Here is a 12,690-nt window from a genome sequence, read left to right on the forward strand (position 1 = left end):
CCTTTTGCCTGCCTTGCACACAGATGAAGTAGGAGTTTATCCATGTTGTTTCAAGCCAATCGTCATGCCAATAAATCAGCCAATAACTGGCGGCTATTTTTCCAGGCGCTCAGCCTCTCAACATTCGCGGCCTTATTCTCGACCAATGCCTTATCGCAGGAGATAAAACTGGTTAGCGCGGGCGCTGGAGTGACTGAGTTGGTACTTGCCCTCGATGCAGCTGACGAGCTGGTTGCAGTGGACTCCACCAGCTATCTTCCCGAGCATTTAGCGTCAATTGCCAAACTGGGGTATCACAGAATGTTGTCGGCCGAAGGCATTATGGCATTGTCGCCAACTCTAGTTGTCGGCTCTGAGGTAATGGGGCCAGAAACCACACTCAATGTACTCAAACAGGCCAAGATAGAGGTGGTGAAGTTACCCTCCAGTGCCGATGAGAAACAACTGATGACGAATATTGATACCCTAGCTCAGCTACTGAAACGCACTGACCAAGCGATAAAGTTAAAACAAGATTTGCATCAAAGACTTGAAGGGCTAAATAAACAACAGCAATTGAGCCAGCAACAGGCCCAACCGAAAATCCTGTTTATGTTATTACAGGAAGGACGCGGCGCCCGCGTCGGCGGTAAAGGCACTGCGGCCGATACCATTATCGCGCTCTCAGGGGCGAAGAATATTGCCGACTTTGAAGGTTATAAGAGTCTATCCCAAGAGGGCATACTCTCACTCCAGCCCGATGTGATTTTACTCTCTAAGCGCAGCGAGCAGAGCGATACACAAACTGATGAACAAACCGCGCAAGCACTACTGAAGGAAATGCCGTTACTCGCCCACACTCCAGCAGGCAAAAATGGCCATATCCAAACCCTTGCCCCACAGGCCTTACTCGGCGGGTTAGGTATTAGCGCTATCGGTGCGGCTGAAACCTTGGCAGCCACTTTGCTCAAGCAAGATCAATAAGTTGTGGGGCTGATGAGTATGTTACAACATCGCTGGCTATGGCCCACCATGGCAACGCTGCTTATCCTCAGCAGTTTACTTTCCGTCAGTGTCGGGCCAGTGAATATCAGCCTTATCGACTCCCTCAGCGCGGTGTTTAACTGGGCCACGGAGCAAAATATTGGCAATCTTGCTCCCCACGAGCAACTGGTTGTCAGCAATGTCCGCTTGCCTCGTACCTTACTCGCCCTTGCCGTTGGGGCCATGTTGGCCCAATGCGGTGCTGTGATGCAGGGGTTGTTTCGTAACCCCTTGGCAGATCCTGGGATTATTGGCGTGTCATCCGGCGCGGCATTAGGCGCAGCAATCTGCATAGTGCAGTTCCCTCACGCCGAATCTGTCATGATTTCTGTCAGTGCTTTTTCCTCTGGCTTAATCACTACCCTTATTGTCTATCGCCTTGCCAGCAGCGCTTTAGGTACATCGGTCGTGTTATTGCTGTTATCTGGCGTCGCCGTTGCCGCACTCGCCGGAGCTGGAATTGGCGTGCTGACCTATTTAGCCAATGATATGGCGCTTAGGGACTTAACCCTATGGCAAATGGGCAGTATTGCTGGCGCACAATGGCAATATGTGGGCTTGTGTTTAGTGGTGTTAGCACTGCTGAGTTGGCAATTTAATCGTGATGCTAAGGCGCTTAATGCCCTGCTACTCGGTGAGGCCGAGGCCAGGCATTTAGGGATTGATGTTGATTCACTCAAGCTGAGACTCATCCTGCTCTGCGCCTTAGGGGTCGGCGTCAGTGTTGCAGCAACAGGCATTATCGGTTTTATTGGCTTAGTGGTGCCCCATTTAGTGCGTATGTTGCTGGGGCCAGATCATCAACGCCTCCTCCCTATGAGCGCCCTGCTAGGTGCGGCCTTGTTGGCACTTGCCGATATCGGCGCGCGCGCCTTTTTACCCCCAGCGGAACTCCCCGTTGGCTTAGTGACAGCGCTCATTGGTGCACCATTCTTTATCTTTTTACTCCTGCAACAACGCAGCAAATTAATCTAAGCGAGAACCCCATGGCTATGAGCTTATCGGCTGCGCCCGTCGCTAAACAACATTTTGAACGTGCTCAACTAAGCGTGGATAGACTCAGCTACGCTATCGGCGATAAGGCGGTGTTAAAGGACATTAGTGTGCAATTTCAACCGGGCAGTTTCACCGCACTGTTAGGACCGAATGGCGCGGGTAAGTCCACACTGTTAAAGGCGCTGTGCCAAGAGATCCCCGCCGCGCGCGACAGCATTCGGCTTGGGCACTGCCCGCTTGTCGATTGGCCAAGGGCTGAACTGGCAAAATCGCTAGCGGTGCTACCACAGCACGCGAGTTTAACCTTTCCCTTTAAGGTGCATGAAGTGGTCGCCATGGGGCTTTATCCCTTAACCTTGAGTCAAAAAGAGGGACAGCAGTTAGTCACAAAATGGCTCACCGAGGTGGAGATAGTGCACTTGGCGCAGCGTAGCTACCCCACCCTTTCTGGCGGCGAAAAACAAAGGGTACAACTGGCGCGGGTATTAACTCAGTTGAGCCAATCCCCCTTCCCGCCGATTTTACTGCTCGACGAACCCACCTCGGCGCTGGATCTGGCACAGCAACATAAGGTATTAGCGCTGGCAAAAAATCTCGCCCATAAACACGCCTACACTGTGATTGTGGTACTACACGATCTCAATCAGGCCGCCCGTTATAGCGATAGAGTTATCGTCCTCAAGCATGGCGAAATTGTCAGTGAAGGCTCGGCAAGCAAGGCTTTATCGGCCGAGATTATTCGGCAGGTATGGGATTATGAACCTGAGTTTATTCCTGCACCACAGGGCGGTTACCCATTGATTTTTTAATCCAAAATCGAACCCGCTAAGCTTTTTCACTTAAGGTTAAGGGTATAATCGTGCCAATCGATATCGCCAGTACATTGAGCAGATGAAAAACACAATTTCCACAGAAACGCAGCAAGACGCCTTAAGCATTGCCAAAGCCACGCAAAAACCGGGGCAAACGAAGGAACAGACCAAGCTTATCGCGCAGGGGATTGAAAAGGGCATTGCCGAATACAAAAAACGCCAAAAAGCCAAGGCCCGTGAGCGCGATAAATTGAGAAAACAACAACTAAGAGCAAGAAACCAACAAGCGAGCGCGGCCGACGAGATGGATGACGGCGAAGATTTTTCGCTACCGCAGACTCAATTTACTGCTGTTGCTTGGGCAGCCATCGCCCTATTACTCCTTAGCTGGCTGGGCTTTGGGGCTTATATATTCCTTTAACTGAGGAGATTAACGCGTAACCTATCAAGGTAACCAGTTAGCTCATGCGGATGAAACGCTTGTGCAGTTAGCGCCTTAGCATTGATATTGCCAACCTTTAGCTGGACCCGCCCCGTCTCGGGCAAAAAGGCCAACTCAAGCCAGTTGGCTCTGTCGGGGTAGCCATCGAGTGTTAGACAAAGCGTATTGTCCCGCTCTATCGCAAACTGACAATCCCAGCATTGGCCGACAAGATCGAGCAGCACTTGCCCGCTTTGTGTATCGGTTAATCTCGGCGCATACACCCAATGGGACATTCGCATTTCATGGGGAATGGTCTCAAGCTTAAAGCGGCCCTGTAGAAAAAACTGTTCGGTTAACATATTCGGATCATCAAAGTAGTTATCATGTATGAAAAATCGTGTATGAATAAATCGTGTATGAATAAAAATGACTCGGTAATGGGCTGATTAACTCACTGGTTTATAAGCAGATTAACTCATTAAGCCTTCTAATCGATTCGCGAGCCGCTTAGCTAAGCCCTTTTGCCAAGCCGCACTCTTTGGCTGACTGTAGAGCCTATCTTCCCACGCAAAAATCTTGTTCATGCCATGGTAAGCGAGCCAAGGCAAAGGCTCGCGCTCCCAGGGTGCTAATACCTGTTGAACTGAAGCATTAAACGCCCAAGGCATAGATGCAAGCTGTGTATCACGCCCTAATATCAGGTCCACCAGCGTGCGGGCAAATAGGTTTGCCGCCCCGACACCTTCCCCTCCATAGCCGCCAATCAGGCCTAAACCCAGACTTTGATCAAAGATGGCATGGGGAGCAAAACGCCTCGCCAAGGCTAACGTTCCGCCCCAACCATGGGTAATTTGTACGCCCTTAAGTTGAGGAAATAACGCCAACAATAATTGATAACGAAAGCCAAATTCGCCCTCGAAAGCACACTGAGGTGGGCTTTGATTTACAGGAAATTTCCCATTAAAAAGTTTAGGGTCAAAACCAAATTCGGTGCGTATTTTCGCGCCAAAGCCATAGCCGCCACGGGCACCAAATATCAACCGATTATCAGGGCTACGCTGACCGTAAGTCACTATACGGCTGGCATCACTAAAGGTCGCGCGATTAGCCAAGCCAATTGCATCCCATGTAACGTTCGTTAACGGCTCGGTGGCGATAAGTAAACTCTGCACGGGTAAAGTAAATCGCCCCAGCCCACTGAGCTGACGTAGATAACCTTCCACTGCGGGCACCACAATCGCCGCACGAACATTTCCTTGCGGCGTCTGTAATTGAGTAAGTGCATCACCAAGATGCGCCATGTGATTTACAGACGTGCGCTCGTAGATCTTCACCCCTAAGCTTTGCACCAGATCAGCCAAGCCACAGACGAGTTTCGCCGGATGTATTCGCGCGCAATGGGGGGTAAAAAGTGCCGCTTGGCCCTCGGCCATAGACACTTGCTTATCGAGCTCGGTCTTATCCAGCCAACGTATATCTTCTTCACCAAAGCCATCTGCGCGCCACTGCGCTAATTCGGCTTTAATATTAGCGAGTTGCTCTGGATAACGCGCCGCGACCCGCAAGTTACCGCCATGGTGTAAATCACAGTCGATATGGTGCTTAGCGCAAACTGTGGCCACTTCAGAAATAGTTTCTTGAATAATGGCTTTAGCGATAAGGCGCTGCTCGCCCTCGAGCCGATTAAGATAGGCCACATCGCCACTGAAACTGCCCATCAACCAACCGCCATTGCGGCCGGATGCACCTTGGCCTATGTATTCGGCCTCAAGGATAACCACAGACAGATTTGGCTGGTATTGCTTTAGATAATAAGCCGTCCAAAGCCCGGAATACCCCGCACCGATAATGGCAACATCGGCGGTGATATCCTGCTCTAAGGGTGGTAAAACGGCTCGTTGATTTAACTGAGGCTCAGTGTCGAACCAAAATCCGCGCTCTTTCACGCCAACGTTTCACTCGAGGCATTAACACCAATGATTGCAGCAATTTCATCGACATGGGTATCAACCCAAGCGCTGCTGATAGGCCCCCAGGTAACGATACGATAATAACCCGCATTATTACGGCTGCCGTCCTGCACAAACTCTACTCGAATCCCTATATCTTCAAATGCGGCGATAGAATCCTGCAGCGTGCGCCGAGGCATTCCAGTTAATTTATTGAGTGATAAAAGGTTATGTCGTTCATCATCCATTAAATGCGCTAAATATAACTTACGCAAAAATGCCTTATGCTGTTTCGACATCGATTGAGTGGCTGCGGCTTCTAGGGGCATAGAGGAACGATCCAAAAATTGATCAAGAGACTATAAAATTACTTGATATTCAGTGAATAAGAAATAGCCTAAGCGCAAATTATTAGGCAGAGTTTACAGGGTTACACCCGCCAATATTGAACAAATTATCCTCATTGACTTGTGTTTATCCCCCCATGGCTGTTATTTCTAAGAGGAGTCAATCGATGGGAGCAAGCAATGAGCCAAATGATTACCGCTGAGCAAGTGTTACATTTCTGGTTTGAGGAAATCTCACCTAAATCTTGGTGGATCAAAGACCCTGAATTTGATGCTTTAATCCAGTCCCGCTTTGAAGGCTTACTCAAACAAGCCAAGCGGGGTGAACTTGCCGATTGGCGCGTCACGCCTCAAGGTCGTTTAGCCGAAATCATAGTGCTGGATCAATTCTCCCGAAATATTTATCGCGATACGCCCGCCGCGTTTGAGGCCGATGCCATCGCCCTCGTCCTTGCCCAAGAGGCCGTCGCCCAGCAGGTTGACCAAGCACTTAAGCCAAAACAAGTGCCCTTTTTATTTATGCCCTACATGCATAGCGAGTCACCGCTTATTCATCAAGTTGCGGTGAAATTGTTCAACCGAGAAGCGGCTATCGCCAATTTAGCATTTGAACTGAGGCACAAGGAGATTATTGACAGATTTGGTCGTTATCCCCATCGAAACAAGATATTAGGCAGAGAATCTACCGCAGAAGAGATCGCCTTTTTAAGCCAACCAGGATCCTCCTTCTAAAAGCCTGATTACGCTTTTGCTAAATAAAATAACTAAGACTATAAATTAGCAAACTACACTTATTGCTGTAGGTCATGGAGCGGCCAATACAGGTTGGTGACTCACAACGAGGTATTGATGAGTGATGAAACACGCTAAAGTTGCTTCAGGTTCCGCCAGAATGTACTGGTTTCGTTACCGATTGTTGGGCTTAACCGCCCTAATTCATCCCCAAATAATGCAGGCGGCGGAGCTGAAAATTGGGGTAAGCCTTTCTATTCCCCCCTATGTCATCCAAGAATCCAACAGCGGTTTAGAGCTTGAATTGTTATACCAAGCGTTAGCCGTTAAAGGTCACAACGCCAGCATTCACTACCTGCCCTTGGCCCGTACTTTCCATGAGCTCAAGGAAGGCAAACTCGACGGCATTATCAACATTAAAGACGGCATGGTTGATAAAGTCTTTTACTCCGATGTCGCCATCCGCTACCAAAACTGCGCCATCAGCCTCGATGATAAAGACTTCACTATCAATAGCGTTAAAGACTTAGACGGTAAGAAGGTGGTGGCCTTCCAACGCGCTTCGATATTGCTTGGGGAAGAATTTACCCAAATGGCGAAAACCAATCCCAGTTATCAGGAACAGGCCAGACAGATACAACAGGTGTATATGCTGATGAAGCACAGGGCCGATGTCGTGGTGATGGATAAGAATATCTTTAAATACTATCTCAAGCAGGCATTTATCGAGGGGAAATTGACCGAGGCAGAAATCAAACAAGTGGCTATTTGCAATCGTATTTTCCCACCCACTGAATATAAATTTGCCTTCTTAAATGAACAAATTCGAGACGACTTTAATCTGGGATTAAAGCAGATCACCGAAGATGGAACACTCAACGCGCTACAGGAAAAATATCGACGTTTAGTGTCCCTAGATAATGAGGCCGAGGCGGCTAATACCCTGCTGGATCATTCAGTGTTAAAGCATGATCCGCTCTGATCCTACTTAACGACTAGTACCGGACACTTAGCGAGTCGCACCACATCTTGACTCACATGGGGTTTTAAAAAGTCCATTAAGCTAGTGCTACCATGGCTGGCAATGACCACCATGCCCACATTGGTGGCTTCGGCGAGAATTTCCTCACTGGCATCACCGTGGCGAATGACAGATTTGATACTAAGGCCTGACTTTAATCCCTGCTGCATCTCCAGTTGTAGGCTTTGCATTTTTTGTTCAACAAATTCAGCGAGCTGTTGCTCTAACGTTGCAGGCGTCTCCACAGCCACACCGTAAAAGTGGGCGCTTCGTGCTGGGCTAACGACATGCAACAAGCGGATATCCACCTGATAAAGATTTGCCATTTCAACCGCATATTTAAGAGCGTGGGCGGCAGTTGCCGAAAAGTCCGTCGGGCATAACACTTCTTGAGTACGCATGATCTTATCCATCGCTTATGGTTGTTTCGCCCAATAATGGGGGCTGATAATCTGTATTTTATAGCAGTAAATCGGGACAAGCAGCTAGGCCGTAAAATTAATTATGCTTTAGCAATCAAAAACAAAGGGCGCCTTAGCGCCCTCTTATCAGAGCTTTAAATGCTATTTCACTACCAGAACTGGGCAAGCGGCGCCGTTGGCCACGGCCTCGGCGACATTAGTGTGTAAAAAGTGCGAGATCCCCGTCCTGCCATGGCTGGCAATCACCACCATGCCCACATCCTTACCATTGGCCTCTTCTAAAATCTGATCGACGGGATCGCCACGGCGAATTAGGGTGGTAATAGGTAATTCGGTTTTGAGCCCCTCGAGTAAAGCCTGCATCTTGGTTGCGGCGGCTTCTTCCATACTCTTAGCGAGTTCCTCAGGCGTGATCGCTAAGATCATATAGTTCTCGTCACCGATTGGTTGCTCTACAACGTGTAATATCTTTAGCCCTACATGGTATAAATTTGCCATTTCAATAGCATAACGTAGCGCATGGGCCGCAGTTTCCGAAAAATCTGTGGGCCAGAGTATTTGACCTGAACGCATAATCTGTTCTCCTTAATGGCTAGTCATCGTTAAGCTCATCTTTGAGCCAAGTAATAGCATCCAGCTTATCGACAAAAAACTTAACCTCGGCCGGAGTGAACCAGTTTGCCAGCTTTGCCATCACCTCCTGTAACGTCGTTTTACCGACTATGGCAATCCGCTCAAAGTGACGAACATGCTTAACCCCTAATTTTAGATCGTCCCAAGCGGCTTGAAGTTCCCAACCTTCGAGCTCAGTCACATCGACTAAGGCATAAATATCGGGATCTTTTACCCCTGCTAACGCGGCCTCGAGCACGGGCACCATCACCTCATAATCTTGATGAGTTAAGGTACCAACCGCTTTAAAGGCAACAAAAAAATCATCATCGCCATAACGCTCAATGCCAACAGAAATACCATGCTTTAACAAAGTCATACCTACTCCTTGTCTAACAAACTACCTTTTAAGTGTAGAAGTTAAGCCCATAACAGGCCGTGATCTTGCTCATAAAAGCACCAGAACACTTGCGTATGCTCACGCTGTTCGCTAGGATAAACCGACTAATCAGTCGGTTTGTTTTTATACACCACAAATCGCTTCCAAAGCTTAAGGCTTGCACCCGAGGGATCACTATGAATATGGCAACAGACCCAGCAAAAATCTCGCCACTCACCGAGTTACTCCAGCGCCAACGTGCAAGTTACTTGGCAGCCCCGAATCCCGATTACGCTATCCGTAAAGAACGCTTACTACGCCTTAAGGCCGCCTTGCTGAAATTCCAACAGCCGCTCGTCGAGGCGCTTTCACAGGACTATGGCCACAGATCGGTCGACGACAGCTTGATTTCCGACATTATGCCCGTGGTCAATAACATTAATTACAGCCTGAAAAACCTGAAGAAATGGCTCAAGCCAAGCCGCCGCCATGCGGGCATCTTACTCGCTCCCGCCCAAGTGAAAGTGCATTATCAGCCGCTCGGGGTGATAGGGATAATCGTGCCTTGGAACTTCCCCGTCATGCTCTCTATCGGTCCCTTAGTCACGGCCATCGCCGCAGGCAACCATGCCATGCTCAAACTCTCGGAATTTACCCCAGCAACCAATAGCGTCATTAAGCAATTGCTTGCCGAAGTGTTTGAGGAATCCCATGTTGCCGTGGTCGAAGGGGAAGCCGATGTCGCGGCGCAGTTTTCAGCCCTGCCCTTCGATCATTTGCTGTTCACAGGTTCAACCACAGTCGGTCGCCATGTGATGCGCGCCGCCGCCAATAATCTCACGCCAGTGACTCTCGAGCTGGGCGGTAAGTCACCAGTGATTATCGCCCCCGATATGCCACTTGAGATAGCAGTAGAACGAATGATTTATGGTAAGTGTTTGAATGCTGGACAAATCTGTGTAGCACCTGACTATGTACTTTGCCCTAAGGCGAAAGTGGCAGAGTTTATCCAAGCCTATCAAGCGAAATTCCAGGCCATGTATGGCGCCATTACTCATAACAAAGACTACGGCAGCATTATTAATGCCCGCCAGTTTGAACGTCTGCTAACAGTGCTTGAAGATGCCAAGGCTAAAGGCGCTAAGGTGATCCCCGCCTCGAATGACGTGATTGATAGCCAGCATCGTAAACTCGCTACTCAGCTCATTACCGATACCACTGAAGATATGCTATTGATGCAAGAAGAAATCTTCGGCCCACTGCTGCCAGTGACTGGTTATGACAACCTAGATGAGGCCATTAGCTACGTGAACCATCGCGCCCGCCCCTTAGCACTGTATGTGATGAGCTTTGATGAAGCGAGCCAACAAAAAATCCTCAAGCAAACCCATTCCGGCGGTGTGTGCATCAACGAAACCGTGTTCCATGTGGCGGCCGATGATGCCCCCTTTGGCGGTATCGGTCCATCAGGAATGGGGCATTACCACGGCAAGGAAGGATTCCTCACCTTTAGCCACGCTAAAACCGTGCTCAGTCGAGGTCGCTTCAACACGGGTAAGTTTGTCCATCCTCCCTATGGCACTTTTATCCAACGCATGTTGATGAAGCTGTTTTTACGCTAATACGGGCGCTTAGGAGTAGTTATGTCGACCATATTATCAACAGACACTAAACCCATGACGGATAAACGTCAGGCCATTTTGGAGACCGCCTTACGCTTATTTGTCGACCAAGGGTTTCATGGCACCTCGACCGCATCGATAGCCAAGCAGGCGGGCGTCGCCACAGGCACTCTCTTCCATCATTTTCCGACCAAGGAAGCACTGATGGAAAACCTGTTTCTTACCATCAAGCAAGAATTTGCCAATGCCTTGTTGTTACAGGTCGGCGAGGGGCAAGATCTTAAGCACAATGCCGAAACACTCTGGCAGAGTGCGATCGATTGGTCGATTGAAAATCCAGTCAAACAGTTGTTTTTTCAGCAGTATTCTATGTCGCCGCAGATAGCACTGCATATTCGCGAGCAGGCGATGAACAGCATCCTAGGCTTTATCGCGCAATTGATAAAACAGGGGCAACTGATGGGGTTGATTGCTCACTATCCCGTTGATTTGATGCTTGAAAACTGTCACGGCCAATACTTGGCCGCCACGCGCTTTTTTATCGATAATCCAGCATTAGGCAAAGATAAACATTACCGCGATGCCAGCTTTGCACTGTTTTGGAAGGCATTACAGGCCGATTAACCATAAAAAAACCGAGCCAGACATGTCGCTGGCTCGGTGCTTGTTATCGCAACGGGAATTAACCTTGGCTCAACTCCTGCTGTCTTTCAGCGGGTTGTCTCACCTGAGCCTGACTCCAATAACCTTGCTTAATGCCCTTATCAATCAACTCGGCAACCGCGAGTTCGATAGCCTGCAACACGCAAAATTGCACTGGCTCGTTAGTGGTAAAACCGACTTCCGCCTCGGCCAAACGATTCAAACTGGTATAGCGGAACAGACCTGCACGCATTTCCTGCGAAAGTACCCTTTTACTCGTAGATACAGACATCATCACTTTCCCCGTGTGCACATCGACCGCGCGCAGATAGATAGTGACTAAATCCTCACGGTACATTTCCGAGGCGCCGATGCCATAGTATTCCACCCCTGTGCCGCCGGTGCTGGTGTTGGTCTCGTAGCTGATAATACCGCCTTCTAATAGCAATCTCGCCGTCGATAACACTGGAATATCATCACCCTTAGTACCATTTTGTTTGTTGCTGATTTTGCGCTCGGTCAGTAGGTTTTGCAGGCCCTCACGCTCAACGGGCGTAAACCATTTAGAGTCAATCAAGGTTTGCATCAGCATCGATGTCGCCCCTTGTGTAACCGCAGTAGAGAATGAACTCACGTTCGCCTGAGGCTTATACTGGCCCGTTTGGTCGCGAAATGAATACACGGCCACAGGGATAGGAAACTTAGGCCCAGGCTGATTCTGTAGCCCTTTCATCACCTCACTCATCGGATTAACTTGAGCGGGCGTGATATTTAAGTCAGGCTTTGGGATCAAACTACAGGCTGACATACTCAGCAGCATCAGGGCGATAAACACTAAACGAGTCATTAGTTTCCGCCTCCGAAAGTTGGCATTTCAATCACTGTCACTTCACCGGTTTCGATATTGGTGATGGTCAGCATCACCCCTGTGCCAGTGGAAGCCACTTCAATACGGAAATCACCCGTATCGTACACCCCATCGGTGATCTCACCGTCAGCTACGCCACGGGTAATGGAGTTAATGATGTTACGTTCTAAGGATTCCTTAAAGCGGGTAACAAAGTCCTTTTCGGTCGAGCTGGCTTTGTTATCGTTTTGAGCCTGCGCTTTGTTCAGCAGAAAGGAGCCATTAAGCGGATTACCGCCAAAGCTGGGATTCACAGGGGTATAGATTAATTCGGTTGCTTGGCTTGTGCATGCCATGCAGAGCACGGCAAGAGAAAGTAACGTCCTGTAAGTCATTATTATTATCCTAAAAGTCGTCCGTTGTTCCTGAAAAATCACCCGTAATGGCATTGGCTCGAACCTGAGCTAAATAATCAATCGTCAGCAATATGGCCTGCTCTGCGCTTTCTTTAATCGGATTGGCGCGGCGGCCAAAGTGCGTGGTATAGATGCGCGTACCGTTGACCTCTAAGGTTAAAACCGTGCCCGCCTGCGGAAATACGGTTTCATATAGGGTCACGTTAAAGCCTTGGGTAAAGGGCAATTCGCGCCAATAACTTGAATAGTAAAAGCCAAAATCCTTACCAAAACGGGTTAAGGTTCTGTCTATAACTAATCCACTGATTTCAATGTCATTATCGGCCAAAACACTGGGGGAACTGACAAGCAGCAAGGGACACAAGATGCAGACGAACAACCGCTTTTTTAACGATCTCACTTTCCTCTCCCTGTTGCTGAAAGCCACCCATTGCGCGATATCCAAA

General features: G+C 48.9%; 17 protein-coding genes. 8 read left to right on the plus strand and 9 right to left on the minus strand.

Annotated features, from left to right (window positions below; genetic code table 11):
• Positions 1-42 precede the first annotated feature (42 nt).
• The 4 genes from SHEWANA3_RS17000 (at position 43) to SHEWANA3_RS17015 (ending at position 3,252) form a co-directional block, all read left to right on the plus strand.
• Entirely contained in the window at positions 43-963 is a 921-nt protein-coding gene (locus tag SHEWANA3_RS17000) for a hemin ABC transporter substrate-binding protein (RefSeq protein WP_011718052.1), read from the plus strand.
• Between the two features lie 18 nt (positions 964-981).
• Positions 982-1,998 carry an iron ABC transporter permease gene (locus SHEWANA3_RS17005; RefSeq protein ID WP_011718053.1) on the plus strand — a complete coding sequence of 339 codons (1,017 nt, stop codon included), beginning with the start codon at positions 982-984 and terminating at the stop codon, positions 1,996-1,998.
• Between the two features lie 11 nt (positions 1,999-2,009).
• Positions 2,010-2,828, plus strand: coding sequence for a heme ABC transporter ATP-binding protein (locus SHEWANA3_RS17010; protein WP_011718054.1), 819 nt, complete (start codon positions 2,010-2,012; stop codon positions 2,826-2,828).
• Between the two features lie 82 nt (positions 2,829-2,910).
• On the plus strand, positions 2,911-3,252 hold the full coding sequence (locus SHEWANA3_RS17015; RefSeq protein ID WP_011718055.1) for a DUF2956 domain-containing protein: 342 nt from the start codon (positions 2,911-2,913) through the stop codon (positions 3,250-3,252).
• Here SHEWANA3_RS17015 and SHEWANA3_RS17020 read toward each other — a convergent pair.
• The 3 genes from SHEWANA3_RS17020 to SHEWANA3_RS17030 form a co-directional block, all read right to left on the minus strand.
• Positions 3,249-3,614, minus strand: a complete 366-nt coding sequence (locus SHEWANA3_RS17020) for a hypothetical protein (RefSeq protein ID WP_011718056.1) — start codon at positions 3,612-3,614, stop codon at positions 3,249-3,251. The genes SHEWANA3_RS17015 and SHEWANA3_RS17020 overlap by 4 nt on opposite strands.
• 111 nt (positions 3,615-3,725) lie before the next feature.
• Entirely contained in the window at positions 3,726-5,201 is a 1,476-nt protein-coding gene (locus SHEWANA3_RS17025) for an FAD-dependent oxidoreductase (protein WP_011718057.1), read from the minus strand.
• Complete coding sequence (locus SHEWANA3_RS17030; RefSeq protein ID WP_011718058.1) at positions 5,198-5,533, minus strand: winged helix-turn-helix domain-containing protein; 336 nt, start codon at positions 5,531-5,533, stop codon at positions 5,198-5,200. Before SHEWANA3_RS17030 ends, SHEWANA3_RS17025 begins: the two co-directional genes overlap by 4 nt.
• A gap of 198 nt (positions 5,534-5,731) precedes the next feature.
• Between SHEWANA3_RS17030 and SHEWANA3_RS17035 the strand changes: the two genes are divergently transcribed.
• Positions 5,732-6,283 (plus strand): DUF924 family protein, encoded by a 552-nt coding sequence (locus SHEWANA3_RS17035; protein ID WP_011718059.1) that lies wholly within the window; start codon positions 5,732-5,734, stop codon positions 6,281-6,283.
• A gap of 160 nt (positions 6,284-6,443) precedes the next feature.
• Complete coding sequence (locus SHEWANA3_RS17040) at positions 6,444-7,265, plus strand: transporter substrate-binding domain-containing protein (RefSeq protein WP_244096625.1); 822 nt, start codon at positions 6,444-6,446, stop codon at positions 7,263-7,265.
• Positions 7,266-7,267: 2 nt separating this feature from the next.
• Here the strand turns inward: SHEWANA3_RS17040 and SHEWANA3_RS17045 are convergent, their stop codons facing one another.
• The 3 genes from SHEWANA3_RS17045 to SHEWANA3_RS17055 all read right to left on the minus strand — a co-directional run bounded on the left by SHEWANA3_RS17045 (position 7,268) and on the right by SHEWANA3_RS17055 (position 8,717).
• Positions 7,268-7,705: a universal stress protein gene (locus tag SHEWANA3_RS17045; RefSeq protein WP_041412752.1), complete on the minus strand. Its 438-nt coding sequence runs from the start codon at positions 7,703-7,705 to the stop codon at positions 7,268-7,270.
• A 162-nt stretch (positions 7,706-7,867) separates the two neighbouring features.
• Complete coding sequence (locus SHEWANA3_RS17050; RefSeq protein ID WP_011718062.1) at positions 7,868-8,299, minus strand: universal stress protein; 432 nt, start codon at positions 8,297-8,299, stop codon at positions 7,868-7,870.
• 19 nt (positions 8,300-8,318) lie between these two features.
• Positions 8,319-8,717, minus strand: coding sequence for an STAS/SEC14 domain-containing protein (locus SHEWANA3_RS17055; RefSeq protein WP_011718063.1), 399 nt, complete (start codon positions 8,715-8,717; stop codon positions 8,319-8,321).
• 197 nt (positions 8,718-8,914) lie between these two features.
• On the opposite strand from SHEWANA3_RS17055, the gene SHEWANA3_RS17060 reads away from it, so the two are divergent.
• Together SHEWANA3_RS17060 and SHEWANA3_RS17065 are read left to right on the plus strand one after the other, a co-directional pair.
• The gene (locus tag SHEWANA3_RS17060) at positions 8,915-10,339 is read left to right on the plus strand and encodes a coniferyl aldehyde dehydrogenase (RefSeq protein ID WP_011718064.1); all 1,425 of its coding nucleotides are present in this window, start codon (positions 8,915-8,917) and stop codon (positions 10,337-10,339) included.
• Positions 10,340-10,360: 21 nt separating this feature from the next.
• On the plus strand, positions 10,361-10,963 hold the full coding sequence (locus SHEWANA3_RS17065; protein WP_011718065.1) for a TetR/AcrR family transcriptional regulator: 603 nt from the start codon (positions 10,361-10,363) through the stop codon (positions 10,961-10,963).
• Positions 10,964-11,021: 58 nt separating this feature from the next.
• On the opposite strand, the gene SHEWANA3_RS17070 is transcribed toward SHEWANA3_RS17065, so the two are convergent.
• From SHEWANA3_RS17070 to SHEWANA3_RS17080, 3 genes are read right to left on the minus strand one after another with little or no spacing between them, the layout of a single operon-like run.
• Positions 11,022-11,828, minus strand: a complete 807-nt coding sequence (locus SHEWANA3_RS17070; RefSeq protein ID WP_011718066.1) for a CsgG/HfaB family protein — start codon at positions 11,826-11,828, stop codon at positions 11,022-11,024.
• Positions 11,828-12,223, minus strand: coding sequence for a curli assembly protein CsgF (locus SHEWANA3_RS17075; RefSeq protein WP_011627049.1), 396 nt, complete (start codon positions 12,221-12,223; stop codon positions 11,828-11,830). Before SHEWANA3_RS17075 ends, SHEWANA3_RS17070 begins: the two co-directional genes overlap by 1 nt.
• Before the next feature lie 10 nt (positions 12,224-12,233).
• Positions 12,234-12,644 carry a curli production assembly/transport protein CsgE gene (locus SHEWANA3_RS17080; RefSeq protein ID WP_011718067.1) on the minus strand — a complete coding sequence of 137 codons (411 nt, stop codon included), beginning with the start codon at positions 12,642-12,644 and terminating at the stop codon, positions 12,234-12,236.
• Positions 12,645-12,690 lie beyond the last annotated feature (46 nt).

This window comes from Shewanella sp. ANA-3, assembly GCF_000203935.1.
In the GTDB taxonomy this organism is placed as follows: Bacteria; Pseudomonadota; Gammaproteobacteria; order Enterobacterales; family Shewanellaceae; genus Shewanella.

Coding starts and splice junctions, on each gene's coding strand:
- SHEWANA3_RS17050 (WP_011718062.1), bottom strand. CDS start 8,299: ATGCGTTCAGGTCAAATACTCTGGCCCACAGATTTTTCGGAAACTGCG.
- SHEWANA3_RS17005 (WP_011718053.1), top strand. CDS start 982: ATGTTACAACATCGCTGGCTATGGCCCACCATGGCAACGCTGCTTATC.
- SHEWANA3_RS17065 (WP_011718065.1), top strand. CDS start 10,361: ATGTCGACCATATTATCAACAGACACTAAACCCATGACGGATAAACGT.
- SHEWANA3_RS17015 (WP_011718055.1), top strand. CDS start 2,911: ATGAAAAACACAATTTCCACAGAAACGCAGCAAGACGCCTTAAGCATT.
- SHEWANA3_RS17075 (WP_011627049.1), bottom strand. CDS start 12,223: ATGACTTACAGGACGTTACTTTCTCTTGCCGTGCTCTGCATGGCATGC.
- SHEWANA3_RS17000 (WP_011718052.1), top strand. CDS start 43: ATGTTGTTTCAAGCCAATCGTCATGCCAATAAATCAGCCAATAACTGG.
- SHEWANA3_RS17010 (WP_011718054.1), top strand. CDS start 2,010: ATGGCTATGAGCTTATCGGCTGCGCCCGTCGCTAAACAACATTTTGAA.
- SHEWANA3_RS17055 (WP_011718063.1), bottom strand. CDS start 8,717: ATGACTTTGTTAAAGCATGGTATTTCTGTTGGCATTGAGCGTTATGGC.
- SHEWANA3_RS17040 (WP_244096625.1), top strand. CDS start 6,444: ATGTACTGGTTTCGTTACCGATTGTTGGGCTTAACCGCCCTAATTCAT.
- SHEWANA3_RS17035 (WP_011718059.1), top strand. CDS start 5,732: ATGAGCCAAATGATTACCGCTGAGCAAGTGTTACATTTCTGGTTTGAG.
- SHEWANA3_RS17045 (WP_041412752.1), bottom strand. CDS start 7,705: ATGCGTACTCAAGAAGTGTTATGCCCGACGGACTTTTCGGCAACTGCC.
- SHEWANA3_RS17030 (WP_011718058.1), bottom strand. CDS start 5,533: ATGCCCCTAGAAGCCGCAGCCACTCAATCGATGTCGAAACAGCATAAG.
- SHEWANA3_RS17060 (WP_011718064.1), top strand. CDS start 8,915: ATGAATATGGCAACAGACCCAGCAAAAATCTCGCCACTCACCGAGTTA.
- SHEWANA3_RS17070 (WP_011718066.1), bottom strand. CDS start 11,828: ATGACTCGTTTAGTGTTTATCGCCCTGATGCTGCTGAGTATGTCAGCC.
- SHEWANA3_RS17020 (WP_011718056.1), bottom strand. CDS start 3,614: ATGTTAACCGAACAGTTTTTTCTACAGGGCCGCTTTAAGCTTGAGACC.